Consider the following 25722-nt stretch of genomic DNA (forward strand, 5'->3'; position numbering starts at 1 on the left):
GGCATAATACTCGAACGCTGGTTGGACGATCCAACCAGTCATTTCGCATCGTGTGAAGATCGCTCCCTTCAGCGGAAAAAGTTGAAGGGAGCGAGGCTTGAAGACGAATCGTCTAGTTTGCGGGCATCTCTGTCTCGAACCAGTTCAGAGCACGCTCCAGGACATCTCTCCGATGTGCGGGATCGTGGAATGCATGCCCCTCGTTCGGGTATATCACCAACTGCGTCTTTACGCCTTCGGCACGTAGCGCATGCCAGAACTCGAAGCTCTGCGGAGCGGGACATTCGCCGTCGCGATCTCCTACGACGACCAGGGTTGGAGTCTTTACTTTCTTGATGTATTCGATCGCGGAGCTCTTGGCGTAGACGTCGGCATCGTCGTAGACGGTCTTGCCGAAGAAGGGCACCATCCACTGGTCGATGGAGTTTTCGCCGTAGTAGCTCTTCCAGTCGCTGATGCCTGCTCCGGCGACCGCGGCTTTGAAGCGCGTGGTTTGCGTGACGCCGAACATGGTCATGAAGCCGCCGTAGCTCCAGCCAGTAAGGCCTTCACGATTTTTGTCGATGGGGAAGCGTTTTTCGAGGACGTCCATTCCGGTGAGGATGTCGTGAAGATCGCCGTAGCCGAAGTCCTTAACGTTGGCTTGCGTGAACTTCTCTCCTGTCCGTAGCTGCCGCGTGGGTTGGGCATGAAGACGAAGTATCCGAGTGCCGAAAATGGCGCGCCGCCGTAACCGACGCCGGGCCAGCGGGGCGTGACGGCGCTTGAGGGTCCGCCGTGCACGCTTACCAGGAGAGGATATTTCTTTGCCGGGTCGTAGTTGGCGGGATAGAGCAGCCATCCCTGGACCTTGAACCCATCGTTGGTCCATTCGATGTTCTCGGTCTTTCCCCAGGAAGGCTTCATGCCGTCGTTCAGATGTGTGATCTGTTTCAGGTCGTGGATCGGACCAGCCCACACCTCTGGGGCTCTCTCGTAAGAGCTTCTAATCAGCGCGATGGTTCGTTCGTGCGAGAGCGATACGCTCATCTCCATGCCGCCTGCACCGATGGTTTCGGGGAAGGTGACGCTGGCTTGCGGGATATCGGCGCCGGTTGCGAGGTCGAGGGCGGTGAGGTGGCTGCTGCCGCCAACCTGTTCGGCGATGGCGATGATCTCCGGGCCAGCCCAGCCGAAGTAGGCGATCGATGCGGCGCGGCCTGGGGTTACGTTCTTCGGTTCGCCGCCGGCGGATGGAATGAGGTAGAGATCGCCGCCGGTGGAACCCTGGTCGCTCATGATGCCGCCGATGAAGGCGATCTGCTTGCCGTTGGGGGAGAAGCGGGGGACGGCGATCTGTAGGCCGTGGAGGGGGCCGGAGACTGTGACGGGATCGAGGATCGCAGTGGGAACTCCCATCGGCGCTCCGGCTTCCTTGCACATTTTTATCGTTCTCTTCTGGCCCTTGTCGTCGGTGTTTTCGTATTCGCCGCATGCGGCGATGAAACCGACCGATTGCGTGTAGAGCTTTGCGATCCACCAGTTATTTTCGCCTGGCGCGTCGGCAGCGATGTATGCGATGTTGCGTGAGTCGGGAGCCCAGTCGAACTCGTAGACGTGAAGTTGCCGGTCAGGCGAGATCCAGTTTCCCAGGCCCGAAGCGACATCCACGCCATAGATCCGCTGCACCTCGACTCCGTCTTCGCCGATGACGCCGGACCAGGGCTTCATAGCGGACAGGGCTCCGGCGCTGCGTGTGGCGTTCTCGACGAACAGGAAGGCGATGGATTTGCCATCAGGCGACCAGGCGAGAGAGTCGATGTTGCCTGTGAGATGGGTGAGTTGTTTCGACTCGCCGGAACTTCTGGACCAGAGGAAAACTTGATCCTGTCCGGGTTGGTCGGTCTTCGCGGTGCAGTCGGAGACGAAGGCCAGGGACTCTCCGTCGGGCGACCACTTTGGATCCGAGCTGCTGCAGTTTGCCGCTCCCGATCCGGTGGAGACGATCTTTTCCTTCGCGGGGTCCGGGTTTGCCACGTCGGTGAGGTGAATCTGGGTGCCGTCATGGGTGCGGACCGACCAGGCAACGGTGGACCCATCGGGCGAGATGGCGGCAGCGGAAGGGGTTCTGGTCTGGCCGAGGGTCTCGATCAGAGCGCCGATCCGTGGATCTTTCGGAATTGAGGTGGTTGCATTGACCTCAGCACGCGCTCCGGAGGCGTTTCCTGCGATCGATACTGCGGTGAAGGCGATAAGAGTGAAAGAGAGGGAACGCTTGCGGAGATCGACCAAAGCCATTCGAAAAGCCTAGCATGGAGGGACGTTCTTTTGTCATAGGCGTGGCGGCTGCATTGTGGCTTGTGCAATCGGCGATTTTTGATGGGAAAATCGTCCGAAAATTTGACGTTTTGCCACCATGTTGATATTGTAAAAAGGTTCCGCGAGTATCCGGACCGTGTCGTAGAGGAAGCTCAACGCACGGATGGGTGGAGAAAAACCCACGCGATCTTAGGTTCGTTTCCTGTCGCAAGACGGGTGGCGAATGATTGCGCTATACTGGATACAAGAGATTCACCGCAGGACATTCCCGATCAGTGATTCGTTTGATTCATCGGATCTGAATGTCGTTGGTCTGCGGCCTATCGCAATCGTGCCTGCGACACCCTCCACCCTGGATGGGCTATGCGGGCCGGGACAGCGAAACGGAGTCGGCTCATCCTTTGAAAGTTGAGGAAAGGCGCTCGGCCACCGTCGACTGTTTACGTCTGGTTTGTTGTACCGGTTTACAGACGCAGCAGGGAAGATCTTCGTCAGAGACGCTTCAGCGTTCTCACTTTTTTGCGTGTATGGCAAGAGGCGAAGCTCAATCCTACCTGCACGTCTCACATAAGTTTGGTTGTAAATGTTTCGCGCGCCTTAACAAGGAGTTCTAGTGCCTACGTTCCATCAACTCGTCAAGCAGGGCCGCACGCCCACTCGCTATAAGACCGCCAGCCCCGCGCTTCAGGGTTCTCCCCAGCGCCGTGGTGTTTGCACCCGCGTTTACACCCAGACCCCGAAGAAGCCGAACTCGGCTCTCCGCAAGGTTGCGCGTGTCCGCCTCACCAACGGGATTGAGGTCACGACCTACATTCCGGGCATCGGCCACAACCTGCAGGAGCACTCGATTGTGCTGATCCGCGGCGGCCGCGTGAAGGATCTGCCGGGCGTTCGGTATCACGTGGTTCGCGGAACGCTCGACTCGGTCGGCGTTGCCAACCGGAAGCAGAGCCGCTCGAAGTACGGTGCGAAGCGTCCCAAGGCTGCTGCCGCGAAGTAGTTTGTGGTTTTTAGATCAACTCAGCAGGCTGAGTTCGGCCGGCTGCATAAATCAGGTTCAGGGCTTGAGAGTTCTACGGTCCTGAAGGAAGACGAGAAGAGAAAGCAATGCCAAGAAAAGGCTACATCGCAAAGCGTGAAGTTGCTGCAGACCCGGTTTATAACTCGACCTTGGTCACGAAATTTGTTAACTCGATGATGTGGGGCGGCAAGAAGTCGACCGCTCAGGGCATCTTCTACACCGCCATGACCAACCTTGAGCAGAAGGGTGGCGACGAAGCCCTCAAGCTGTTTGAAGAAGGCGATCGAGAACTGCAAGCCGCTTCTCGAGGTCAAGAGCCGCCGTGTTGGTGGTGCGAATTACCAAGTGCCGATCGAAGTTCTGCCGGAGCGCCGCACCTCGCTTGCTATCCGCTGGCTTGTAACCTATGGCCGCGCGCGTGGCGAGAAGGGCATGGTTGAAAAGCTTACTGCTGAGTTGCTCGATGCCGCCAATGGCCGTGGTGCCGCGATGAAGAAGAAGGAAGACGTCCACCGTATGGCCGAGGCGAATAAGGCATTCGCGCACTACCGCTGGTAGGGAAGAAGCTTTTCAGTAGAGCTTTGTCTTTCAAGTTTTTAGGTTCAACGCAGTTTTTACCGCGAGCAGACGCTCGCAGATGAGAGATAGATCGTGGCACGCACTACACCTCTGAATCGTTGCCGGAATATCGGAATCATGGCGCACATCGACGCCGGCAAGACGACGACGACCGAGCGCATTCTCTTCTATACGGGCATCACGCACCGTATCGGCGAAGTGCATGAGGGAACTGCGACCATGGACTGGATGGAGCAGGAGCAGGAGCGTGGCATTACGATCACCTCCGCGGCTACGACCTGCACCTGGAAGAACATCCGCATCAACATCATCGATACGCCTGGCCACGTAGATTTCACCGCCGAGGTGGAACGCTCGCTCCGCGTTCTCGACGGTGCGGTTGCGTGCTTCGATGCCGTCGCCGGTGTGCAGCCCCAATCTGAAACGGTCTGGCGCCAGGCGACCAAGTACCGGGTTCCGCGAATCTGTTTCATTAATAAGATGGACAAAGCCGGTGCGGACGCTGTTTACGCGACCTCGACGATCGTTGATCGTCTGGGCGCGCGCGCGGTTCCGATCAATATTCAGATTGGTGCAGAGGCGAAGTTTCTTGGTGTCGTCGATCTCGTTACCATGAAGGCCATCTACTGGCACGACGAGACCATGGGCGCTGAGTATTCGGTGGAAGAGATTCCTGCTGACCTGCTCGAGAAGGCCAAGGCTGCGCGTGCTTTCTTGATTGAAGCTGTCTCTGACTCTGACGACGAGATCATGCACCTTTATCTCGAAGGCCAGGAGCCGACCGAGGCACAGCTCAAGGCTGGCATCCGCAAAGCGACGATCGCGATGAACATCTTCCCGGTTCTCTGCGGTTCTTCGTTCAAGAACAAGGGTGTTCAGACGCTGCTTGATGCGGTTGTCGACTACCTGCCTAGCCCGCTCGATATTCCTCCCATGATCGGGCACAACCCCGACAATATGGAAGAAGAGGTTATCCGCAAGGCTGATGACAACGAGCCGTTCTCGGCGCTCGGGTTCAAGATCATGACCGACCCGTTCGTTGGTCAGCTGATCTTCATCCGCGTCTACTCGGGTCAGTTGAAGACCGGCGACTCGGTGTTGAATCCGCGTACCGGCAAGACGGAGCGTATCGGCCGTCTGTTGAAGATGCACGCCAACAAGCGCGAAGAGATTACTGAGATCCTCGCCGGCGATATCTGCGCTGCGGTTGGTCTCAAGAATCTCGTCACGGGTGACACGATCACCACGGACAAGCATCCTGTAGTGCTTGAGTCGATCGACTTCCCGGCGCCTGTTATCGAGGTGGCTGTGGAGCCGAAGACCAAGGCTGACCAGGAAAAGATGGGTATGGCTCTCGCCAAGCTGGCGCAGGAAGATCCTACGTTCCGCGTCCGCACGGATATCGATTCGGGTCAGACGATCATCGCCGGAATGGGCGAGTTGCACCTTGAGATCATCGTCGACCGCATGATGCGTGAGTACAAGGTCGAAGCCAATGTTGGTAAGCCGCAGGTGAACTATCGCGAGACCATCCGCACGAACTCTGATGCTGAAGGCAAGTACATCCGTCAGACCGGCGGTTCGGGTAACTACGGCCATTGCAAGATCCGTATCTCGCCCAACGAGCCGGGTAAGGGTTATGAGTTCACTAATGATACGAAGGGCGGCGCGATTCCGAAGGAGTACGTCAAGCCGATCGATCAGGGTATTCAGGATGCGATGCAGCGTGGCGTTCTGGCTGGCTACGAGATGGTGGACGTCAAGGTCTCGCTGTACGACGGCAGCTATCACGATGTCGACTCGAATGAAATGGCGTTCAAGATCGCCGGTTCGATGGCGTTCAAGGAAGCTGCCCGCAAGGCCAAGCCGGTTCTGCTGGAGCCGGTAATGTCGGTCGAAGTGACTGTCCCCGAGGAGTACATGGGAACGATCATCGGCGACCTCAACAGCCGTCGCGGACGTATCGAAGGTATGGAGATGGTCGGCGGTACACAGGCGATCAAGGCCACTGTTCCACTGAGCACGATGTTTGGTTACGCCACTCACATGCGGTCGTCAACGCAGGGTCGCGCTAACTATTCCATGCAGTTCAAGCAGTACGAAGAAGCGCCTCGCTCGGTCTCGGAAGAGATCATTGCCAAGGTGCAGGGCAAAGAAGCAAACGCAAAATAATCGCGGGATTGGTCTTCAGGAATTTAGAAGTCAACGAAACACGGAAACACGGAGAGCAGTCATGGGCAAGGAAAAGTTTGACCGGTCAAAGCCGCACGTAAACATCGGGACGATCGGGCACATCGATCATGGCAAGACGACGCTGACGGCGGCGATTACGAAGGTGTTGTCCAAGCACAACCCGAACAACAAGTTCCGTTCGTTCGACACGATTGACAACGCACCTGAAGAGCGCGAGCGCGGTATCACGATTGCGACCTCGCACGTCGAGTACGAGACCCCGAACCGGCACTATGCGCACGTCGACTGCCCCGGCCACGCGGACTACATCAAGAACATGATCACCGGAGCGGCGCAGATGGATGGCGCGATCCTGGTGGTTGCAGCGACCGACGGCCCGATGCCCCAGACCAAAGAGCACGTTTTGCTGGCGCGTCAGGTTGGCGTTCCCTTCATCGTCGTGTTCCTGAACAAGTGCGATGCGGTCGAGGACGAAGAGCTGATCGAGCTGGTGGAGATGGAAGTTCGCGAGCTGTTGTCGAAGTACGACTACCCTGGCGACGACACTCCGATCATCCGCGGCTCTGCACTGGGCGCGCTCAATGGCGAAGCCCAGTGGGAGGCCAAGATCGACGAGCTGATGGCAGCGGTGGACAAGTACATTCCGCAGCCTGAGCGTGCGGTCGACCAGCCGTTCCTGATGCCGATCGAAGACATCTTCTCGATCTCGGGTCGTGGCACTGTGGTCACGGGCCGTATCGAGCGCGGCAAGGTGAAGGTTGGCGAGGACTGCGAGATCGTGGGCTTCCGCGAGACCCGCAAGACGGTCTGCACCGGCGTCGAGATGTTCAAGAAGCAGCTGGACGAAGGTCTGGCGGGCGATAACGCGGGGCTTCTGCTGCGCGGTATTGCGAAGGAAGATGTGGAGCGCGGCATGGTGCTGGCCAAGCCCGGTTCGATCAAGCCCCACACCGACTTCAAGGGCGAGGTTTACGTGCTGTCGAAGGAAGAGGGCGGACGTCACACTCCGTTCTTCAACGGCTACCGTCCCCAGTTCTACTTCCGCACGACGGACGTGACGGGTTCGGCGAAGCTTCCTGCGGGCACCGAGATGTGCATGCCCGGCGACAACATCCAGCTGGAGATCACGCTGCACACGCCAGTGGCGATGGAGAAGGGTCTGCGCTTCGCCATCCGCGAAGGCGGACGCACCGTCGGTGCCGGCACCATCAGCGAGATCATCAAGTAAAGAACGTGTTTCATCAGTTAGTTTTAGCTTTTCAAGAATAACGAGGGCTGCCGGCAGGTGTAGACGTTTATCACCGGCAGCTACTCCAAACGATCTTTGAAGCGTGAAAGAGACACACCATGGCAGGACAGAGAATCAGAATTCGTTTGAAGGCGTATGACTACCGCGTACTGGATACTTCGACCGGCGAGATCGTCGAGACGGCCAAGCGTACCGGAGCTCAGGTTGCGGGCCCAATTCCGCTGCCGACGATGAAGAATAAATACTGCGTTCTTCGCTCGCCCCACGTCGACAAGAAGTCGCGTGAGGCCTTCGAGATCCGTACGCACAAGCGTCTGATCGACATCCTCGAGCCGACCCAGCAGACTGTGGACGCGCTGATGAAGCTTGATCTGCCTGCAGGCGTTGACGTAGAGATCAAGACGGTTCAGAAGTAAAGAATCTTTCGGCGAGATGTTTTAGTTCGCTTTAGAAGTACTAACCCGGCAGTGCTGAACTTCGAGCTCAGCATGATGAGGAAAGGAAACTCCAATGTCAGTAGTAGGAATTCTCGGAAAAAAGTTGGCATGACGCAGATCTTCGACGAGCGCGGTGATATTCACCCTGTGACCGTTCTGAAGGCTGGTCCTTGCGTGATCACGCAGCTCAAGACGCTCGCGAAGGACGGCTATGAAGCCGCGCAGATCGGCTATGTTGACTTCGTGAAGGCTTCGAAGATCAATAAGGCGATGACCGGTCACTTCGCGAAGTCGAACGTTCCTCCCGTCAAGATGATCAAGGAAGTCGAGCTCGAAGCAGTGAAGTCTGCTGAAGGCGAGGAGAAGGTTGCAGCCAAGGCTGGGGATCGCATTCTGGTCGACATCTTCAACGACGAGCGTTTCGTCGACGTGATCGGCACCTCCAAGGGGCGCGGTTTTGCTGGCGTCATTCGCCGCCATGGATTCGGCGGCGGTCCCAAGTCGCACGGCCACATGTTCCAGGTGCAGGGCTCGATCGGAGCTTCCTCGTTCCCGTCGCGTGTGTTCCCTGGTCAGCGTATGCCTGGTCACATGGGCCACGCGCAGATCACGGTTCGCAACCTGCGTATTCGCGGTATCGATCTTGAGGATAACCTTCTGCTGGTTGAAGGCGCTGTACCCGGCCCGCGTGATGGTTTCGTGTTGATCTCGAAGGCAAAGGCACCACCGCGCGAGCGTCGTGGATTTGCGGGCGCCGCAACGAAGGATGCTTTGAAGGCTTCGAAGAAGGCTGCACCGTCCAAGAAGAAGTAAGTAATCGATTGAAAAGGCTTGCACCATGAAGCCGCAAACAAAGTTATTGCTCGCCGCATCGATGGCGAGCGCAAAGAGAGAAGAACGATGGCAAACATCAACGTAGTAAATCTCGCTGGAGCCAAGGTCGGAGAGTTCGAACTCGTCGACGAGGTCTTCGCGGCAGAGATCAACGATGGCCTCTTGTGGGAGTCGGTCAAGCACTACCGTGCTGCTCTTCGGCAGGGAACTGCCGCAACCAAGAATCGCAATCAGGTCTCTGGTGCAGGTAAGAAGCTTTGGAAGCAGAAGGGAACCGGCCGTGCGCGTGTTGGTTCGATTCGGACTCCGCTCTGGCGTGGTGGTGGTACGGTTCATGGACCGAAGCCACGCAGCTACGAGTACGCTTTCCCGCAGAAGAAGCTGATGGGCGCACTCCGCTCCGCGATCTCTGCGAAGATCAACGATGGTAAATTCACCATCGTCGACTCGTTCGAGGTTCCCGAGGCGAAGACCAAGCTCTTCCGCACGGCGCTGAACAAGCTCGAAGCTGGCAAGACGACTCTGCTTGTTGAGAGCAGCCGCAAGCTCGACGAGAAGCTTTACCTCGGCTCGCGTAATCTGCAGGGTGTTGAATTGGTTCTCAGCTCTGAGGTTCATCCTTACGACCTTCTCCGCTATGAGCACGCTGTCTTCTCGAAGGATGCTATCGAGGCTCTTCAGGAGACTCTCAAGAAGTTTGTTTCGAAGCGCAGCAGGGTTGCCGCGCAGAAGGAGGTTGCGTAAATGCCAACTCTCTACACCGTCATTCGCCGCCCCCTCATTACTGAGAAGGGCATGACCGTCAAGGAGACGCAGAACACTCTGGTGTTCGAAGTTGCCCTGAAGGCCACCAAGACCGAAGTCAAGCAGGCTGTTGAAACACTCTTCAAGGTCAAAGTTACTGGTGTTCGCACCTCGACCGTTGAAGGCAAGGAGCGTCGCCGTGGCAAGTTCGCCGGCTTCCGCCCCGATTGGAAGAAGGCTTACGTTCGCCTGAAGGATGGCGAGAAGATGCCGGAGTACCTCAACAGTCTCTAAGCGCGAGTTTGTTTCGCAGCAACAGAATTCAGGACCGAAGCGCAGCTAAGCGATTAGCAGCGCGGGCAAGGGAATAAAGACGATGCCGATCAAATCATTTCGACCGATTACTCCATCACTCCGCTTCGCGACGAAGCTTGTCAACGATGACATCACGACAGACAAGCCTCATAAGCCGTTGCTTGGAGTCAAGCAGCGCACCGGCGGCCGCAACAACAACGGCGGCCTTACGATGCGTCACCACGGTGGCGGTCATAAGCAGAAACTACGCCTTATTGACTTCAAGCGCGACAAGTTCGGGATCCCCGGTACGGTCGCGACGGTTGAATACGATCCGAACCGTAGCTCCCGCATCGCGCTGATCAACTACGCGGACGGCGAGAAGCGCTACATCATTCAGCCGATCGGTCTCACAGTCGGGCAGTCGATCATGAGCGGTCCGGAGGCCGATATCCTCGTCGGTAATGCGCTGCCGTTGAAGTTCATCCCGACCGGAACGATTGTGCACAACATCGAGCTTCGTCCTGGTAAGGGCGCGCAGATGGCTCGTTCCGCTGGCGCCCAGGTGAACCTGATTGCCAAGGAAGGCGATTACGCTCTGCTCAAGCTGCCCTCCGGCGAGACCCGCAAGGTTCTGGTTGAGTGCATGGCGACCATCGGCCAGGTTGGTAACACCGACCACGAGAACGTCACGATCGGTAAAGCCGGACGCAATCGTTGGAAGGGTATTCGTCCATCCAACCGAGGTGTCTCGATGAACCCTGTCGATCACCCGCACGGTGGTGGTGAAGGTAAGACTTCGGGTGGTCGTCACCCGGTAACGCCTTGGGGCCAGCCGACTCGTGGATACAAGACTCGTAATAACAAGCGGACCGATGTATTCATCGTGAAGCGTCGTACCAAGTAAGGACTAGCAGTTCCGCAGCAAAGGGCAACACCAAGTCTCGCAAGCAAGAGATTCGTCGTATCCAGCATCGCAACAAGAAAGTCGGAGCTTAGCAAAATGTCACGTTCAGCGAAAAAAGGTCCTTTCATCGACGATCACCTCATGAAGAAGATTGTGGGGATGAACCAGGTCAACGACAAGAAGGTGCTGCGCACCTGGTCGCGCCGGTCCACGATTCACCCGGACTTCGTCGGTCACACCATTGCCGTGCACAATGGCCGCAAGTTCATTCCGGTGTACGTGACGGAGAACATGGTGGGCCACAAGCTCGGAGAGTTTTCGGCAACCCGCACCTTCAAGGGCCACTCCGCGCGCGCCGCTGAGACCTCCGCGAAGCCCAAATAAATTGGGCTGACAGATTGCAGTTAGGTAAGACCGCGAGCCCGCGGCAACGGATGTCGGGCAGCGAAGCAGAAGTTTGAAGGACGAAGATTATGGCTAAGGCAGCAGAAAAAATCAGAGAGTTCCGCGCAGAAGCTAAGTTTCAGCGCACCAGCCCGCAGAAGGCGAAGCTTGTCCTGGATCTGATCAAGGGACTACGCGTCGAGCAGGCGCTCAACACCGTCCACTTCAGCACCAAGCGCATGGCGCCAGTGGTGGAGAAGGTTCTGCGTTCAGCGATTCAGAACGCAACCTATGTCTCGCAGGAGCAGGGGCTCGATGTTGATGTCGATAACCTCTACGTCCGCACCGCGATTGCGAACGAAGGTCCGCGCATGAAACGCATCCGCCCTGCCCCGATGGGCCGCGCGTTCCGCTACCAGCGCAGACTCGCACATATCATCGTGACGGTTGCGGAGAAGAAGTCGGCTACTGCGATCAGCGCAGCTGCTGATGCAACTCCGGCTCCGGCAGTGAAAAAGGGCACCAAGAAGGCAGCCACCAAGACCGCGGCGAAGAAGCCCGCAGCCAAGAAGGCAGCCGCCAAGAAGCCAGCAGCGAAAAAGGCCGCGAAGTAAGCGGGTTTTCTTGTAAACTTAAAGTTTTGCACTACCGCCCACCGGCTCAACCGGAGAGGGCACGGAGTAAAGGGAAGCTATGGGACAGAAAGTCCATCCGTATGGGTTGCGCCTCGGCATCAACAAGCCGTGGAAGTCACGCTGGTTCGTGGAACGCGGCTATGACAAGCTGCTGGTCGAAGACGTCAAGCTGAAGGCTGAGCTGCGCGAGAAGCTGAAGGCCGCCGGTGTCAGCTCGGTTGAAGTCGAGCGCCCAGGCAACAAGCTGCGCCTGATCATCCGCACTGCGCGTCCGGGCATCATCATCGGCCGCAAGGGTGCCGAGATCGACAAGCTCAAGGCGGATATCCAGAAGCGCACCAGCCGCGAGGTCTTCATCGATATTCTCGAGGTCAATAAGCCCGAGCTCGATGCTCAGCTGGTTGCCGAGAACATCGCGCTGCAGCTCGAGAAGCGCGTCAGCTTCCGCCGCGCGATGCGCAAGTCGGTTGACTCTGCTCTCCGGTTCGGTTGCAAGGGCATCAAGGTCCGCGTCTCCGGCCGTCTGAACGGAAACGAGATCGCCCGCTCCGAGTGGTACCTTCAGGGTCGTCTGCCGCTGCACACGCTGCGTGCCGACATCGACTACGGTTTTGCCGAAGCGCACACCACCTACGGCATCATCGGCGTCAAGACCTGGGTCTATCGCGGCGATATCTACGAGCAGAAGAAGCGTCGCGACCAGGGTGTTACGACTGGCGCATTCGCAAGCTAAGTTTTTCCCGGCTTGGCCGGAGTTTCCGGGATGATATTCCCGCAAGAGTGAAGAGGGTTTCGTTATGTTGATGCCAAAGAAGGTCAAGTTTCGCAAACAGCAGCGCGGTCGCATGTGCGGCAAAGCGTGGCGCGGCTCCGATCTCTCGTTCGGCGACTTCGGCCTGAAGGTGATGGAGTGCGGTTATATTACCGACCGGCAGATCGAAGCCAGCCGTATCGCGATGACGCGTTTCATCAAGCGTGGCGGCAAGGTCTGGCTCCGTCTGTTCCCGGACAAGCCGATCACCAAGAAGCCTGCTGAAACCCGTATGGGTAAAGGTAAGGGCGCTCCGGATCACTGGGTTTGCGTTGTTCGTCCGGGCCGCATTCTGTTCGAGATGGAAGGCGTCACTCCGGAGCTGGCCAAAGAGGCGATGCGTCTCGCGGCTCATAAGCTTCCGCTCAAGACGAGCTTCGTCCAGCGCCACGATGTGAAGGCGACGGTCGTCGCTAAGTAGCTTTTAGTATTGAAGGAAAAAGACAATGGAATTCGAAAAAATTAGCAATCTCAGTGACGATGAGCTCAAGAGCGAGCAAGCCAAGGCCGGCGAGCAGCTCTTCCGCATCCGCTTCCAGAAGAGCCTGGGCAACAACGAAGGCATCAAGAAGCTGCGGACACTCAAGCTGGACATCGCTCGCATCAAGACCGTCGAACGGCAGCGCACTCTGGCCGCCGAGAAGGCCGCTAACCCCGTCGTCGCCAACGTTGCGCCGGCCAAGAGCACTCGCACCGCCCGCAAGAAAGCGAAGAAGGACTAATTATGGCAGATACAACCAACACCGCAGCCGCAACTCCCGAAGCTCAGACCTCGCGTCGCAATGAGAAGGTGGGTCTGGTCGTCTCGACCAAGATGCAAAAGACGATCGTCGTCGAGATCGAGATGCGCAAGGCGCACCCCAAGTACAAGCGCGTGATGAAGTCGAACAAGAAGTTCTACGCGCATGACGAGCAGAACTCCGCACGCGTCGGTGACGTAGTTCGCATTCGCGAGGCCCGTCCTCTTTCCAAGCTGAAGCGCTGGTCGCTCGAGGAGATCGTTCGCCGCTCATCGCTCGCGCTGGCGGAAGAGAAGTCTGCTGCTGCTGTCGCTGCCGAAGCTAAGTAGCTTTTAGCGTTTATCAAGTTCAAGCCTGGGGCATGATCCCCGGCCGTGTCACCGCAGTAGATTGCCAGGAGAAGAACGATGTCAGTACAAATGAGAACAATGCTTGACGTAGCCGATAACTCCGGCGCGCGCAAGTTGCAGGTGATCCTGCCCCTCGGTGGTGGTCTCGGCAAGAAGGCAGGCCTCGGCGACGTCGTCACCGCAGCTGTCAAGGAAGCCTCTCCCGATGGCACCGTCAAGAAGGGTAAGGTCGTCAAGGCTGTGATCGTTCGCACGCGCAAGGAGTATCGCCGCCGCGATGGAACGTATATCCGCTTCGACCAGAACGCCGCAGTCGTCATCAATGATGCCAACGAGCCGGTCGGAACCCGCGTATTCGGACCCGTGGCCCGCGAGCTTCGTGAGAAGAAGTTCCTCAAGATCGTCTCGCTCGCGCCTGAAGTCATCTAATAAGCATTTCTTATAACGGAGTCCGGCTCCGAGGTTTCACGATCGTCGAGGAAGAGAGAGTTATGGCAGGCATCAAGATCAAGCGGAATGACAAGGTCGAAGTAATCGCAGGCAAGGACAAAGGCAAGCAGGGCCGGGTTCTTCGCGTCATCGCTGAAAAGAATCGCGTCCTGGTTGAGGGCGTCATGATGGTGAAGAAGCACGTGAAGCCGAACCCCCAGCGCAACATCAAGGGCGGCATCGCGGAGCAGGAGGCCACCATCCACATCTCGAACGTCATGCTGCTCGACGGAGATGGCAAGAAGACCCGCATCGGCTCGCGTTTCGAGGGTGACACGAAGGTTCGCTTCTCGAAGACCAGCGGCTCAACTATCGCCGAGAAGAAGAAGTAAGCAAAGTTTGTTTCACGTAACAGCAGTTCAAATCCTGTAACAACGGTTCACCCCACGTATCGGTATACGGGCTCAAACCCAACCCGGAAATCGTGGAGAAAGCGAAGAAAAATCATGGCAGCACGTCTGAAGCAGAAGTACGAGAGCGAGATCAAGCAGGCGTTGGGCAAAGAGCTCAACATCACCAACGCGATGGCGATCCCGAAGCTCGAGAAGATTGTCATCAACATGGGTCTCGGCGAAGCCACCCAGAACGTCAAGATCATGGATCCCCTGGTCGCCGATCTTGCCGCCATTGCCGGCCAGAAGCCTGTGACCACCAAGGCCAAGAAGTCCATCGCAGCCTTCAAGGTGCGTGAGGGCATGCCGATCGGTGCGATGGTCACGCTGCGCGGCGACACGATGTATGAGTTCCTTGACCGCCTCATCTCCATCGCTCTTCCACGCGTCCGTGACTTCCGCGGCGTTTCGTCGAAGAGCTTCGATGGCCGCGGCAACTACACTCTTGGCTTGCGTGACCAGCTGATCTTCGCTGAGATCGACTACGCCAAGGTCGACAAACTGAAGGGTATGAACGTCACCATCGTCACGACGGCGAAGGACGACAACGGTGCCCGCGCCCTGCTGAAGAGCTTCGGTATGCCCTTCCGCGTTGGAGCATAAAGAAAGATCATCAAGTTTTCTTTTGAACTTGCACTAAAGATAGAGAGCAAAACACATGGCAACTACAGCAAAACGCGTCAAAGACGCAAGGAAACCGAAGTTCAAGTCCCGCCAGCACAACCGCTGCCAGCTCTGCGGTCGTCCCCGCGCCTTTCTGCGGAAGTTTGGCGTATGCCGTCTCTGCTTCCGTTCGCTCGCCCTCAAGGGAGAGATCCCGGGCGTTGTGAAGTCGAGCTGGTAGAATAAAAGGATTCGTGTGCGGCGCAGGTCGCACGCTTACTCCAGAGACCTCATCAGGGCGTTAGCTTATGGTGCAGAAGTCTGGACGTATCACCCGAAACAGACATCCCCGCTGGTTCTTGCGAGAGAGACTCGTGAGCGAACGGGGGATGAAGGAGAATGAATGAACCTCACCGATCCAGTAGCAGACTTTTTGACCCGCATTCGTAACTCTATCCGTGCGCGTCACCAGAAGCTCGACGTCCCCGCATCCAAGCTCAAGGCCGAGATTGCCCGCATCCTCAAAGAAGAGGGCTACATCGCGAACTATAAGCCGACCGAAGAGAATGGCATGAAGGTCATCCGCGTTTACCTGAAGTACGGCCCGAACAACGAGGCTGTCATCCGCGATCTGCAGCGTGTGTCGCGTCCCGGTTGCCGCGTTTACCTCGGCCGTGATGAGATCCGTCGGGTTCAGGGTGGTCTTGGCATCTCCATCATGACCACCCCCAAGGGAGTCATGACCGGTCGCCAGGCGCGTCGCGAAGGTGTTGGCGGCGAGATTCTCTGCGAAGTCTGGTAGCTCGGAAGGAAACACATCGTCGTCTTTGCGATGACGACCTAAGAACGGTTTTATCGGCTGCAGTGGAACGATAAGCATCGATGCTATCGCGACTCGCAAGCCACAAAAGGGATTCGTTATGTCACGTATTGGTAAGAAACCGATTGCCCTACCCACCGGCGTCAAGTACACGGTTAGCGAGAACGGCAACACCGTCCTTGTTGAGGGCCCTAAGGGCAAAGTCAGCGCGATGCTGCCTGGCGGCATCACCCTCATCCAGAAGGATGGCCATCTCATCGCTGAGCGTCAGACGGATAAGCAGGCAGCCTTTCACGGCCTCGCTCGCGCGCTGGTCTTCAACGCGGTCACCGGCGTTACTACCGGTTGGACGAAAGAGATCGACATCGTCGGTATCGGATATCGCGCCGAGCTGAAGGGGAAGAACATGGTGGTCTTCACCCTGGGCTACTCTCACCCCATCGAGTTTCCGCTGCCCACCGGCATCTCTGTCGAGATTGATCCGAAGCAGACTCACCTCACCGTCTCCGGCATCGATCGGCAGAAGGTAGGCCAGATTGCTGCTGACATGCGCTCGCTCCGTAAGCCAGACCCCTACAAGAACAAGGGCGTTCGCTACACCGGCGAGAAGCTGAAGAAGAAGGTCGGTAAGACCGGAGCGAAGTAATCTGCGCTGCATGAGGAGTGAGCTAAGGTGATTCACTCCTCATGCAGCCACTCAACATTGGTTTCAATAACCGAACGTCCTCAGCACTCTGAGTACGCCACTAGGAAGGAAAGTCAATCATGATCAATCCACGTCAGCGCAATGTGATCCGCCAGCGCGTTCACACCCGCATTCGCGAGAAGATGTCCGGGACCGCCGAGCGTCCGCGCCTCAACGTCTATCGCTCGCTCAATCACATCTACACGCAGCTCATCGACGATCTCAACGGAGTTACCATCGCCTCTGCTTCTTCCATGGGCAAGAAGACCGAAGAGAAGAAGTACGGCGGCAACATCGCCGCGGCTGCTGAAGTCGGCAAGTTGATCGCCGAGCGTGCCAAGGAGAAGGGCATCAAGAAGATTGTGTTCGATCGTGGCGGGTATCTGTATCACGGCCGCGTGAAGGCCCTCGCCGATGCAGCCCGTGAAGCGGGTCTCGATTTCTAAGGTTCCCACGGCGCCTTGACTGGCCGCCAGAAAGCTGGATAAGACATTATGGCAATGAAGAAGAAAATCGATGCGAACCGCCTCAACCTGAAGGACGAGGTCGTTTCGATCAACCGCGTCACCAAGGTCGTCAAGGGCGGTAAGAATATGTCCTTCGCCGCGCTGGTCGTCATCGGCGATCCGGCGGAAGGCGTAGTTGGCTACGGCTCGGGCAAGGCAAAGGAAGTTCCTCAGGCGATCCGTAAGGGGATCGAGTCGGCCAAGAAGAATCTGCACAAGGTCAACCTGACCCAGAGCACGATTCCTCACCAGGTTCTCGGCCACTTCGGCGCCGGCCAGGTGATGCTGAAGCCAGCTCCCGAAGGTACGGGCGTTATCGCCGGCAAGACGGTTCGCGCTGTGATGACCGCCGCTGGCGTGCAGAACGTGCTGACCAAGAGCCTTGGCTCGGCGAACCCGCACAACGTCATCAAGGCTACGTTCGATGCTCTCGTCCAGCTTCGCAACAAGGCCGAAGTCGCCGCCCTGCGCGGTAAGGCAGTGGAAGAGCTCTAAGCTCAACCCTGCTCCAACAAGATTCAAGGAGCTCTCTCATGGCTGACACCAACGCAATCGCCAAAATCAAGCTGCAATACTTCCGTTCCAAGATCTGCACCCCGGTCAAGCACAAGCTCGTCATCAAGGGCCTCGGCTTTACCCGTCTCAACCAGGTCGTCGAGCGGGAAGACACACCATCCATTCGTGGCATGGTCGCAAAGGTTCCCCATCTCGTCCGCGTCGTCGACTAGTCGCGATCCGGCGTATCGGCACCACCCCGTAAGGGCTAACTCATAAGCGAGTCGGCGAAGGGCACAAGGTGCTTCGTCGGCGTTAAGCGAGGAAACAATGACAATTCGTAATCTCTCCAATCTCCGTGCCCCCAAGAGGGCGAACGAAAACAAGAAGCGTGTCGGCCGTGGTATGGGTTCGGGCATGGGTAAGACCTCCACCCGTGGACACAAGGGTCAGGGCTCTCGCTCGGGTTCGTCACTGATGCGTGGTTTTGAAGGCGGTCAGATGCCCCTTCACCGCCGTCTGCCGAAGCGCGGCTTTACCAACATCTTCCGCGTTGAGTACCAGGTCCTTGGCCTCGATCGCGTCGCCGAGATCGTCGCTGCCGAGAATGTCACCGAGTTCACCCTCGACAAGATCATCGAGCTGGGCTTGCTGCGCAAGAAGGGCGCTTTGATCAAAGTGTTGAATAACGGAGAGATCAAGACCGCTGTGACGGTTCACGCGCACAAGTTCTCGAAGACCGCCCAAGAGGCGATCGAAAAGGCCGGCGGCAAGGCCATCCTGATCGGCTAGGCAGCATTTAGAATGATTGGCAGGCGAGGGCGCGCGCCCTCGCATCGCCGTTTCACCAGATCACAGGTTTTACCCCGAGGTTCCCGCACCCGATGTTCGAGAAAATCGCAAACATCTTCAAAATCCCCGACCTCCGCAAGCGCGTGCTGTTTACGCTTGGCATGTTGGCCGTCTACCGCCTCGGCGGGCACATCCCCACCCCCGGCATCAACGCCGACATGCTCGCCCAGTTCTTCAATCAGAACTCCGGCTCGGCACTCGGCCTGGTCGACCTCTTCTCCGGCGGAAACCTCCGCAAGCTCACCGTCTTCGCGCTCGGCATCATGCCGTACATCACGGCGTCGATCATCTTCCAGCTGCTAACGGTCATCTATGAGCCGCTGGCGAAGCTGCAGAAGGAAGGCGAGCTCGGCCGCCGCAAGATCACCCAGTGGACGCGTTACGTCACGGTTCTGCTAGGCATCGTGCAGTCGTTTGCCATCGCACTGACGCTCACCAATACCAGCACCGGGCAGACGATGGTCACCATCTCCCGCTCCGCCTTCATTCCGCTCTGCGTCATCACCCTCACCGCAGGCACAGCGTTCATCATGTGGCTGGGCGAGCAGATCACCGAGCGCGGCATCGGCAACGGTATGAGCCTGCTCATCTTCGCCGGCATCGTGGTCGGCCTGCCGAAAGGCATCGAAAACCTCTACGAAAAGTTTCGCGACGGAGCGTGGGGAGCACTCACCCCCATTGTCATCGCGGTATTGGTCGCCGGCATGGTCGCTGTCGTCGCCTTCATCGTCTTCGTAGAGCGCTCCGAGCGTCGTATTCCGGTCCAGTACGCCAAGCGCATCGTCGGCCGCAAGATGATGGGTGGCCAGTCCACGCACCTCCCGCTCAAGGTCAACTCCGGCGGCGTGATGCCGGTCATCTTCGCCAGTTCCATCCTGTCGGCTCCTCTGCTCTTCTCCGGCGCCCACATCTTCGGCTACTCCCTGCAGGACTCCTCCTTCTTCGGCCCGATCCTGCGTGCTCTGGCTCCCGGCGAGCCCTGGTACGAGCTGCTGCAGATGGTCGCGATCATCTTCTTCGCCTACTTCTACATCTCCATCGTCTTCCGCCCGGACGATATCGCCGACAACATGCGCAAGTACGGCGGCTTTATCCCGGGCATTCGCCCTGGCAAGCGCACTGCTGACTTCATCAACGATGTGCTGACCCGCATCACCCTTGTCGGCGCGCTGTATCTGATCATCATCACCATCATTCCGCAGTTGCTCATCAGCGGAATCCACTTCAACCATCTCTGGCTTATCGGTTCGGTCTTTGATCGGTTGCCGACCTGGATGACCAATGGTCTTGGCGTCAACTTCTATTTCGGCGGCACCTCGCTGCTGATCGTCGTCGGCGTAGCCATGGACACTGTCCAGCAGGTCGAATCGCAGCTCATCATGCGCCACTATGACGGCTTCACTCCCAAGAGTGGTCGCATCCGCGGTCGCAAGAGCTGGTAGGGACTTAACCCGTTGACAACAAGCATCGCATCCGAACACGAGACAGCCCCGTCAGACAAGAACTTTCTGCCAGGGCCGGTACTCCTTTTAGGCGCACCGGGCGTTGGCAAGGGGACGCAGGCAAAGGCCTTGATGGCCGCCTATGGCATCCCTCAAGTCTCAACCGGTGACATTCTTCGCGCCAACATCTCCAAGGGGACAGAGCTTGGCAAGGCTGCCAAGGCGCTCGTGGATCAGGGCACGCTTGTTTCCGATGATCTCGTGAACCAGATGGTCGCAGACAGGCTGAAGCAGCCAGATACCCGGCGCGGCTTTATTCTCGACGGTTTTCCGCGGACTCTAAATCAAGCGAACTGGTTGGATGTACAGCTGTCCTCTGATGCAGGCACTCTGCCAGTGATCGCGATCAGTATCGTCGTTGAGTACGAGCAACTGCTCCATCGCATCACCGGCCGTAGGATTTGTGGAACTGACCACATCTACAACATCTATTCGAATCCACCTGCTGTTCCGGGCATCTGTGATGTTGACGGCTCGGCTCTGATCCAGCGTCCTGACGACTCTGAAGCTGTCTTTACGGAGCGGATGAAGACCTTCGAAGCGCAGACGGCTCCGGTGGTGGAGCACTATCGCAAGCAAGGCCGCTTCGAGATCGTGGGTGGAGATCGTCCAGTGGAAGAGGTCACAGCTGGGATCGTATCCGCGCTCAACCGACTTCGCCAAGCGTCAAACCAGTAGTATTCGAGACGAACTGCATTATGGCCATCATGATTAAAACGGCGCAGGAGATCGAGAAGATGCGGATCTCCGGTAAGGCTCTTCGCCAGGTCCACAACGCGATTGCGCCCCACGTCGTCCCCGGCGCTTCAACGATGGATCTCGAGGAGATTGCCGTCAAAAGGATTGCCGAGCTGGGTGCCATCGCAGCCTTCAAGGGCTATCACGGCTACCCGTCCGCTCTTTGCACTTCAGTCAACAACGAAGTCGTCCACGGCATGCCGAACGCCAAGCGAATTCTGGCCGAAGGCGATATTCTTTCGATCGACTGCGGGGTCATCATCGATGGATACTACTCCGACGCCGCCGTAACCTACCCCATCGGCAAAGTCAGCGCGGAGACGACGAAGCTTCTCGAAGTCACGAAAGCCTCCCTCGAGAAGGCGATTGAGCAATGCCAGGTCGGTGGACGTCTGGGCGATATCTCAGCTGCTGTTCAGGAACTCTGTGAAGCGGAAGGGTTTGGCGTCGTCCGGGAGTTTGTCGGGCATGGGATTGGACGCGCCATGCACGAAGATCCTCAGGTTCCGAACTTTGGTGCCGCCGGCAAGGGCCCCGGCTGAAGGCAGGCATGGTGCTCGCGATCGAGCCTATGATCAACGCCGGCGGCCCGGAAGTTCGGGTTTTGAAGGATGGCTGGACGGCGGTTACGATTGACGGCAGCTACAGCGCCCACTTTGAACACACGGTCGCCCTCACGAAAGATGGCCCCCTGGTGCTTACCCGCTAGGAAAATCGACCCGTTTTGGGGTACTATAAGAGATGCGGTGTGCGCAAGTGTGTCGCATGGTAACTCTGGTTGAGGAAAAATGCTCAACTTATAGAAGAAGTTGTGGAGATGTAAGGGGTTAGCCTCTTCACCTCCAAAGGAGATCGTTTGTCGAAGGAAGATGCAATTGAAGTGATGGCGGTGGTTGTCGAAACCCTGCCGAATGCGATGTTCAAGGTCGAGCTTGAGAACAAGCATCAGGCCCTTGCTCACGTCTCCGGACGTATGCGCAAAAACTTCATTCGCATCCTCCCCGGCGACCGCGTCGCGATTGAGCTCAGCCCGTACGATCTCAACCGCGGCCGCATTGTCTACCGCTACAAGTAGACAACGGTTACGGGAGCCCATCCCGTCTCCATCAATGGGTTGCTCAAGCGCATTTGCACTTGGGATAGGTCAGGGCATTTTGCCCTGGCATTCAGGCCGCTTGTCAGAAGGGAACGTGTTTCCCGTGACGCGTCCTTTAGTTGTCAGGTTTTACGTTGCATAAAAGAAGGGAATCAGAATGAAGGTTCGTGCCTCAGTAAAGAAGATGTGTGACAAGTGCAAGGTCATTCACCGCCGTGGCGTGGTGCGTGTTATCTGCGAGAACGCGAAGCATAAGCAGCGTCAGGGCTAAGGAGAGACCGAGAAGGTCTTTGCGACACCCAGCACTACCGGCCCCGTCGGGCTAGTTAGCCGAAGTCAAGGCTTGCGTTGAACCCGACGGACTCGCCGCAAACAAACAACCCCGCTTTCGTGGCGAAGCTACGAAGCTCAACCGAAAAGGAACCCCATGGCACGTATTGCTGGAGTCGATGTCCCTAACAACAAACAGGCGCGCATCGGTCTCACCTACATCTTCGGAATCGGCGACTCTCGCGCCGCCAAGATCCTCGCGAAGGCGGATGTCGATCCCGTCGCGAAGGTTGGCACGCTCGACGAGGACGCGCTGAACCGCATCCGTCAGGTTATTGAAGCCGAGGGCCAGATCGAAGGCGATCTCCGCAAGGACATCTCGCTCAACATCAAGCGCCTCATCGAAATTCAGTCCTACCGTGGCCTCCGCCACCGTCGTTCGCTGCCCGTCCGCGGCCAGCGCACCCACACCAACGCTCGCACCCGCAAAGGCCCACGCAAGGGAACCGTTGCCGGTAAGAAGAAAGCGACGAAATAAGACATGGCGAAGACACAGAATACGAAGGGTGCAGCAAAGCCCGGCAAGAATAAGAAGTTCAAGAAGCGCGAGCGCAAGAATGTTCCATTTGGCCTCGTCTTTATTCAGGCTTCGTTCAACAACACCATCGTCACCATCACCGACCAGGTCGGCAACACGCTCAGCTGGAAGTCATCCGGTTCGCTTGGCTTCCGCGGATCCCGTAAGGGAACTCCGTTTGCCGCGCAACAGGCCGCCGTCGGTGCAGCCAACGCAGCTCGTGACCACGGTGTCCGTTCGGTCGACGTGCGCGTCTCCGGTCCCGGCTCTGGCCGTGAGTCCGCGATCCGCGCTCTCGCCACCACCGGCATCGAGGTGCGCAGCATCCGCGACGTTACGCCGATGCCGCACAATGGCTGCCGTCCGCCGAAGCGTCGCCGCGTTTGATCTGTGGCACTTTTGATGAAGTCCGAATGCGAACGCTGTAATGCAGCTCTCGACGCAAACGGAATAGCCTTCATCTGCAGTTACGAGTGCAGCTTCTGTGCAACATGCGCTCAGGTTATGAATGCAATCTGTCCCAACTGCGGCGGTGAGCTTGTTCTCAGGCCCCGCCGCAGGCAAGACGTTACTACAACTGGATCGTGAAGAAGCGCTGCCCGCGCGTAAAGCGATCGTCACCCGAAGTCAGGAGTTATAAAAATGGCACGTTACACCGGACCCGTCTGCCGCCTCTGCCGCCGCGACGGCACCAAGCTCTTCCTCAAGGGAACCAAGTGCTTCTCTGAGAAATGCCCCGTTGAAAAGCGCAACTTCCCCCAGGCCAGCACGGCCAGTCCCGTAAAGTGAAGAAGGTTGTCGGCTACGGTCTGCAACTCCGCGAGAAGCAGAAGGCCAAGCGCATCTACTTCACCCTCGAGACTCAGTTCCGCGCTTACTATCAGAAGGCGTCGAACAAGACCGGTGTCACCGGCGAACTTTTGCTGCAGCAGCTTGAGACTCGTCTCGACAACGTCGCCTACCGTCTCGGTTTCGCGATGAGCCGCCGTCAGGCCCGTCAGGTTGTCCGTCACGGTCACCTTCAGGTCAACGGCCGCAAGGTCAACATCCCCTCCTTCCAGGTGAAGGTTGGCGATGAGATCGCGATCCGCGAGGGTTCGAAGGCATTGGTCATGCTCGAAGAGGCGAAGAACTTTGCCGCCGGTCAGAACCAGGTCCAGTGGCTCGACATCAACCGCGACAATCTCTCCGGCAAGGTTATCGCTCTGCCGAAGCGCGAGGACGTCAACCTGCCCGTCAACGAGCAGCTGATCGTCGAACTCTACAGCAAGTAACCGCTGGAGTTACATACAAGATTCGTCATCTTGCAGCGCGGCAAAGAACATCGTATTTGTTTCTTGCCGCGTTACAAATGCGAAAGCAACACACAACCTACCCCGTAACAGAAACACCCGCCATCTCGCAGAATGCATCGCGAGTGAGCCGGAAAAGGAGAAACACATGCTTTGGAGAGGTTTTCAAAAGCCCAAGCGTCTCGCAGTCGACACCGAAACACTCACCGAAAAGTACGGCAAGTTCTCCGCGCAGCCCTTTGAGCGCGGCTTCGGTACCACTATCGGCAATGCGCTCCGCCGGACGTTACTTTCCTCTATCGAGGGTGCCGCAGTAACCGCCGTTCGCATCGAAGGTGTCCTGCACGAATTCCAGTCCATCACCGGCGTCGTCGAAGATGCGACCGATATCATCCTGAACCTCAAGCAGATTCCGTTCAAGCTTGCCGGCGAAGGCCCTAAGGCTCTCTACCTCCGCGCCGACCAGGCCGGCGTCATCACCTCCGGCATGATCGAAGCCGACGGCGATGTCGAGATCCTCGACAAGAACGTCTATATCTGCACAGTCAGCGAAGGCGGCAAGATCGACATGGAGATGCGCCTGAAGCGTGGCCGTGGCTACATTTCTGCTGACAAGAACTTTGACGGCGACCTCGGCCTCGGTTTCATTCCGGTCGACTCCGTCCACTCGCCCGTCCGCAAGGTCAACTACCTCGTCGAGGCAGCTCGTCTCGGTCAGATCACCGACTACGACAAACTGACGATTGAGATCTGGACCAATGGCACCGTGCTCCCGGCAGACGCTCTCGGCCTCTCCGCCAAGCTGCTGAAGGACCACATGACCATCTTCATCAACTTTGAAGAGGAGATGGAAGCTGGTCACGACGGTCAGCACGACGGCCCGGCCCTGCGTAACGAGAACCTGAACCGCTCGGTCGAAGAGCTCGAGCTCTCCGTCCGCAGCTACAACTGCCTCAAGAACGCCAACATCGCCACCATCGGCGAACTCATCCAGAAGACCGAAGCCGAGATGCTCAAGACCAAGAACTTCGGCCGCAAGTCTCTGAATGAGATCAAAGAGATCCTCGCACAGATGGGCCTGTCCCTCGGCATGAAGATCGACGAGAACGGCAACCCGCAGCCCGGACCCACCTCCGTTCTGCCCGCAGCCACCCTCGCCGCCAGCTTCGGCAACTTTGATGACGACGATGACGAAGACGAAGATGAGGACGAAGACCTCGACCTCGTCGGCAGCGAACCAGAGAACTTCTAACCAGTACTGCGGCGGTGGATTAGCTCTGCCGCCGCAGGCTCTAGATGAAAACGCAGCATAAGCTGCGCAGCAACAAGCCTCTTGATTGACCGAGGCAGCTTCACCCGCGCCAGGCTTAGGCCGAACGCACACATTCCAAGCAGTACCGACTCACGGCCAATGCCGAGTCGAAGGAGATCATCGATGCGTCACCGTAATGCAGGATACAAACTAGGCCGCAACACCAGCCATCGCCGCGCCATGCTGCGCAACCTCGTCACCTCCGTCATCCTGATGGACCGCGTCGAAACCACCATCACCAAGTGCAAGGCCACTCGCCCCCTCATCGAGAAGATGATCACCCTCGGAAAGCGCGGCACCGTTCACGCCCGCCGTCAGGCTGCTGCTTACTTGATGACACCCGAATCGGTCGACCGCCTCTTCGCCACCGTAGCTCCTCGTTACGCTGCACGCCAGGGCGGCTACCTCCGCATCACACGCCTCGGAGCCCGCAAGGGTGACGCCGCCGAGATGGCCTATATCGAGCTCCTCGGTGCCGAGCACGAGCTAAACGAGAAGGCACAGAAGCGCGCCGAAGCTCGCACGAAAAAGCGCGAAGAGCTCGCGAAGCAGATGGAAGAGCGCGGCGAAGGCCAAGCTGGCGATCCGAACGCGGAAGCGTAACTTTCAGAGCACTC

General features: G+C 57.8%; 36 protein-coding genes and 3 pseudogenes. 37 read left to right on the forward strand and 2 right to left on the reverse strand.

Annotated elements, in window-relative coordinates:
- Nucleotides 1-112: 112 nt before the first annotated feature.
- Together RBB80_RS13535 and RBB80_RS13540 are read right to left on the reverse strand one after the other, a co-directional pair.
- Complete coding sequence (locus RBB80_RS13535; RefSeq protein WP_433969662.1) at nt 113-604, reverse strand: alpha/beta hydrolase family protein; 492 nt, start codon at nt 602-604, stop codon at nt 113-115.
- A complete protein-coding gene (locus tag RBB80_RS13540; RefSeq protein WP_433968733.1) occupies nt 514-2277 on the reverse strand; it encodes a S9 family peptidase in 1764 nt (587 codons plus the stop codon). Before RBB80_RS13540 ends, RBB80_RS13535 begins: the two co-directional genes overlap by 91 nt.
- 634 nt (nt 2278-2911) lie before the next feature.
- Here RBB80_RS13540 and rpsL point away from each other — a divergent pair.
- The 37 genes and pseudogenes from rpsL (at nt 2912) to rplQ (ending at nt 25708) form a co-directional block, all read left to right on the forward strand.
- Nucleotides 2912-3298 carry a 30S ribosomal protein S12 gene (rpsL, locus tag RBB80_RS13545; RefSeq protein WP_123489299.1) on the forward strand — a complete coding sequence of 129 codons (387 nt, stop codon included), beginning with the start codon at nt 2912-2914 and terminating at the stop codon, nt 3296-3298.
- 107 nt (nt 3299-3405) lie between these two features.
- Nucleotides 3406-3877 (forward strand): annotated as a pseudogene (rpsG, locus tag RBB80_RS13550) (30S ribosomal protein S7).
- Between the two features lie 93 nt (nt 3878-3970).
- Nucleotides 3971-6070: an elongation factor G gene (gene fusA, locus RBB80_RS13555; RefSeq protein WP_433968735.1), complete on the forward strand. Its 2100-nt coding sequence runs from the start codon at nt 3971-3973 to the stop codon at nt 6068-6070.
- 61 nt (nt 6071-6131) lie between these two features.
- A complete protein-coding gene (gene tuf / locus RBB80_RS13560; RefSeq protein WP_179585644.1) occupies nt 6132-7319 on the forward strand; it encodes an elongation factor Tu in 1188 nt (395 codons plus the stop codon).
- A 119-nt stretch (nt 7320-7438) separates the two neighbouring features.
- Nucleotides 7439-7756: a 30S ribosomal protein S10 gene (gene rpsJ, locus RBB80_RS13565; RefSeq protein WP_013581294.1), complete on the forward strand. Its 318-nt coding sequence runs from the start codon at nt 7439-7441 to the stop codon at nt 7754-7756.
- A 94-nt stretch (nt 7757-7850) separates the two neighbouring features.
- Nucleotides 7851-8590: pseudogene (rplC, locus tag RBB80_RS13570) on the forward strand (50S ribosomal protein L3).
- 87 nt (nt 8591-8677) lie between these two features.
- Nucleotides 8678-9355: a 50S ribosomal protein L4 gene (gene rplD / locus RBB80_RS13575; protein ID WP_433968737.1), complete on the forward strand. Its 678-nt coding sequence runs from the start codon at nt 8678-8680 to the stop codon at nt 9353-9355.
- Nucleotides 9356-9649: a 50S ribosomal protein L23 gene (locus RBB80_RS13580; protein WP_183975620.1), complete on the forward strand. Its 294-nt coding sequence runs from the start codon at nt 9356-9358 to the stop codon at nt 9647-9649.
- 82 nt (nt 9650-9731) lie between these two features.
- Nucleotides 9732-10556: a 50S ribosomal protein L2 gene (rplB, locus tag RBB80_RS13585; RefSeq protein ID WP_433968739.1), complete on the forward strand. Its 825-nt coding sequence runs from the start codon at nt 9732-9734 to the stop codon at nt 10554-10556.
- A gap of 96 nt (nt 10557-10652) precedes the next feature.
- Complete coding sequence (gene rpsS / locus RBB80_RS13590) at nt 10653-10940, forward strand: 30S ribosomal protein S19 (RefSeq protein WP_158943398.1); 288 nt, start codon at nt 10653-10655, stop codon at nt 10938-10940.
- 89 nt (nt 10941-11029) lie between these two features.
- Nucleotides 11030-11554: a 50S ribosomal protein L22 gene (rplV, locus tag RBB80_RS13595; protein WP_433968741.1), complete on the forward strand. Its 525-nt coding sequence runs from the start codon at nt 11030-11032 to the stop codon at nt 11552-11554.
- A 79-nt stretch (nt 11555-11633) separates the two neighbouring features.
- A complete protein-coding gene (gene rpsC, locus RBB80_RS13600) occupies nt 11634-12308 on the forward strand; it encodes a 30S ribosomal protein S3 (RefSeq protein ID WP_158943402.1) in 675 nt (224 codons plus the stop codon).
- A gap of 64 nt (nt 12309-12372) precedes the next feature.
- Nucleotides 12373-12807, forward strand: a complete 435-nt coding sequence (rplP, locus tag RBB80_RS13605) for a 50S ribosomal protein L16 (RefSeq protein ID WP_433968742.1) — start codon at nt 12373-12375, stop codon at nt 12805-12807.
- A gap of 25 nt (nt 12808-12832) precedes the next feature.
- Nucleotides 12833-13108: a 50S ribosomal protein L29 gene (gene rpmC, locus RBB80_RS13610; RefSeq protein ID WP_353066033.1), complete on the forward strand. Its 276-nt coding sequence runs from the start codon at nt 12833-12835 to the stop codon at nt 13106-13108.
- 2 nt (nt 13109-13110) lie between these two features.
- Nucleotides 13111-13455, forward strand: a complete 345-nt coding sequence (rpsQ, locus tag RBB80_RS13615) for a 30S ribosomal protein S17 (RefSeq protein ID WP_179636960.1) — start codon at nt 13111-13113, stop codon at nt 13453-13455.
- Between the two features lie 78 nt (nt 13456-13533).
- The gene (gene rplN, locus RBB80_RS13620; RefSeq protein WP_158790617.1) at nt 13534-13905 is read left to right on the forward strand and encodes a 50S ribosomal protein L14; all 372 of its coding nucleotides are present in this window, start codon (nt 13534-13536) and stop codon (nt 13903-13905) included.
- Nucleotides 13906-13967: 62 nt separating this feature from the next.
- Nucleotides 13968-14297 (forward strand): 50S ribosomal protein L24, encoded by a 330-nt coding sequence (gene rplX / locus RBB80_RS13625; protein ID WP_353066036.1) that lies wholly within the window; start codon nt 13968-13970, stop codon nt 14295-14297.
- Between the two features lie 114 nt (nt 14298-14411).
- On the forward strand, nt 14412-14960 hold the full coding sequence (rplE, locus tag RBB80_RS13630; RefSeq protein WP_183792932.1) for a 50S ribosomal protein L5: 549 nt from the start codon (nt 14412-14414) through the stop codon (nt 14958-14960).
- Nucleotides 14961-15015: 55 nt separating this feature from the next.
- On the forward strand, nt 15016-15201 hold the full coding sequence (locus RBB80_RS13635) for a type Z 30S ribosomal protein S14 (RefSeq protein ID WP_020715220.1): 186 nt from the start codon (nt 15016-15018) through the stop codon (nt 15199-15201).
- Nucleotides 15202-15363: 162 nt separating this feature from the next.
- Nucleotides 15364-15762: a 30S ribosomal protein S8 gene (gene rpsH / locus RBB80_RS13640; RefSeq protein WP_158790620.1), complete on the forward strand. Its 399-nt coding sequence runs from the start codon at nt 15364-15366 to the stop codon at nt 15760-15762.
- A 118-nt stretch (nt 15763-15880) separates the two neighbouring features.
- Nucleotides 15881-16426: a 50S ribosomal protein L6 gene (gene rplF / locus RBB80_RS13645; protein WP_433968745.1), complete on the forward strand. Its 546-nt coding sequence runs from the start codon at nt 15881-15883 to the stop codon at nt 16424-16426.
- A 119-nt stretch (nt 16427-16545) separates the two neighbouring features.
- Complete coding sequence (rplR, locus tag RBB80_RS13650) at nt 16546-16911, forward strand: 50S ribosomal protein L18 (protein WP_179636966.1); 366 nt, start codon at nt 16546-16548, stop codon at nt 16909-16911.
- 48 nt (nt 16912-16959) lie between these two features.
- Nucleotides 16960-17466: a 30S ribosomal protein S5 gene (rpsE, locus tag RBB80_RS13655; RefSeq protein WP_433968747.1), complete on the forward strand. Its 507-nt coding sequence runs from the start codon at nt 16960-16962 to the stop codon at nt 17464-17466.
- Nucleotides 17467-17504: 38 nt separating this feature from the next.
- Nucleotides 17505-17699, forward strand: coding sequence for a 50S ribosomal protein L30 (gene rpmD / locus RBB80_RS13660; protein WP_433968748.1), 195 nt, complete (start codon nt 17505-17507; stop codon nt 17697-17699).
- Between the two features lie 97 nt (nt 17700-17796).
- Nucleotides 17797-18258, forward strand: a complete 462-nt coding sequence (rplO, locus tag RBB80_RS13665) for a 50S ribosomal protein L15 (RefSeq protein WP_433968750.1) — start codon at nt 17797-17799, stop codon at nt 18256-18258.
- Between the two features lie 92 nt (nt 18259-18350).
- Entirely contained in the window at nt 18351-19760 is a 1410-nt protein-coding gene (gene secY / locus RBB80_RS13670; RefSeq protein ID WP_433968752.1) for a preprotein translocase subunit SecY, read from the forward strand.
- Between the two features lie 12 nt (nt 19761-19772).
- A complete protein-coding gene (locus tag RBB80_RS13675) occupies nt 19773-20498 on the forward strand; it encodes an adenylate kinase (RefSeq protein ID WP_433968753.1) in 726 nt (241 codons plus the stop codon).
- A gap of 20 nt (nt 20499-20518) precedes the next feature.
- Nucleotides 20519-21100 carry a type I methionyl aminopeptidase gene (gene map, locus RBB80_RS13680; protein ID WP_433968755.1) on the forward strand — a complete coding sequence of 194 codons (582 nt, stop codon included), beginning with the start codon at nt 20519-20521 and terminating at the stop codon, nt 21098-21100.
- Between the two features lie 8 nt (nt 21101-21108).
- The gene (locus RBB80_RS13685; protein WP_433968756.1) at nt 21109-21267 is read left to right on the forward strand and encodes a hypothetical protein; all 159 of its coding nucleotides are present in this window, start codon (nt 21109-21111) and stop codon (nt 21265-21267) included.
- A gap of 147 nt (nt 21268-21414) precedes the next feature.
- Nucleotides 21415-21633, forward strand: a complete 219-nt coding sequence (infA, locus tag RBB80_RS13690) for a translation initiation factor IF-1 (RefSeq protein WP_013581270.1) — start codon at nt 21415-21417, stop codon at nt 21631-21633.
- Nucleotides 21634-21811: 178 nt separating this feature from the next.
- The gene (gene rpmJ / locus RBB80_RS13695) at nt 21812-21925 is read left to right on the forward strand and encodes a 50S ribosomal protein L36 (RefSeq protein WP_158790629.1); all 114 of its coding nucleotides are present in this window, start codon (nt 21812-21814) and stop codon (nt 21923-21925) included.
- 156 nt (nt 21926-22081) lie between these two features.
- Nucleotides 22082-22462: a 30S ribosomal protein S13 gene (gene rpsM, locus RBB80_RS13700; protein WP_179585614.1), complete on the forward strand. Its 381-nt coding sequence runs from the start codon at nt 22082-22084 to the stop codon at nt 22460-22462.
- A 3-nt stretch (nt 22463-22465) separates the two neighbouring features.
- Nucleotides 22466-22888: a 30S ribosomal protein S11 gene (gene rpsK / locus RBB80_RS13705; protein ID WP_179585612.1), complete on the forward strand. Its 423-nt coding sequence runs from the start codon at nt 22466-22468 to the stop codon at nt 22886-22888.
- A gap of 15 nt (nt 22889-22903) precedes the next feature.
- Complete coding sequence (locus tag RBB80_RS13710) at nt 22904-23089, forward strand: DUF1272 domain-containing protein (protein ID WP_433968757.1); 186 nt, start codon at nt 22904-22906, stop codon at nt 23087-23089.
- Between the two features lie 54 nt (nt 23090-23143).
- A pseudogene (gene rpsD / locus RBB80_RS13715) lies at nt 23144-23775 on the forward strand (30S ribosomal protein S4).
- A gap of 166 nt (nt 23776-23941) precedes the next feature.
- Nucleotides 23942-25045 (forward strand): DNA-directed RNA polymerase subunit alpha, encoded by a 1104-nt coding sequence (locus RBB80_RS13720; protein ID WP_433968758.1) that lies wholly within the window; start codon nt 23942-23944, stop codon nt 25043-25045.
- Nucleotides 25046-25228: 183 nt separating this feature from the next.
- Entirely contained in the window at nt 25229-25708 is a 480-nt protein-coding gene (rplQ, locus tag RBB80_RS13725) for a 50S ribosomal protein L17 (RefSeq protein WP_433968759.1), read from the forward strand.
- Nucleotides 25709-25722: the final 14 nt, after the last annotated feature.

Source organism: Tunturiibacter gelidiferens, assembly GCF_051013345.1.
In the GTDB taxonomy this organism is placed as follows: Bacteria; Acidobacteriota; Terriglobia; order Terriglobales; family Acidobacteriaceae; genus Edaphobacter; species Edaphobacter gelidiferens_A.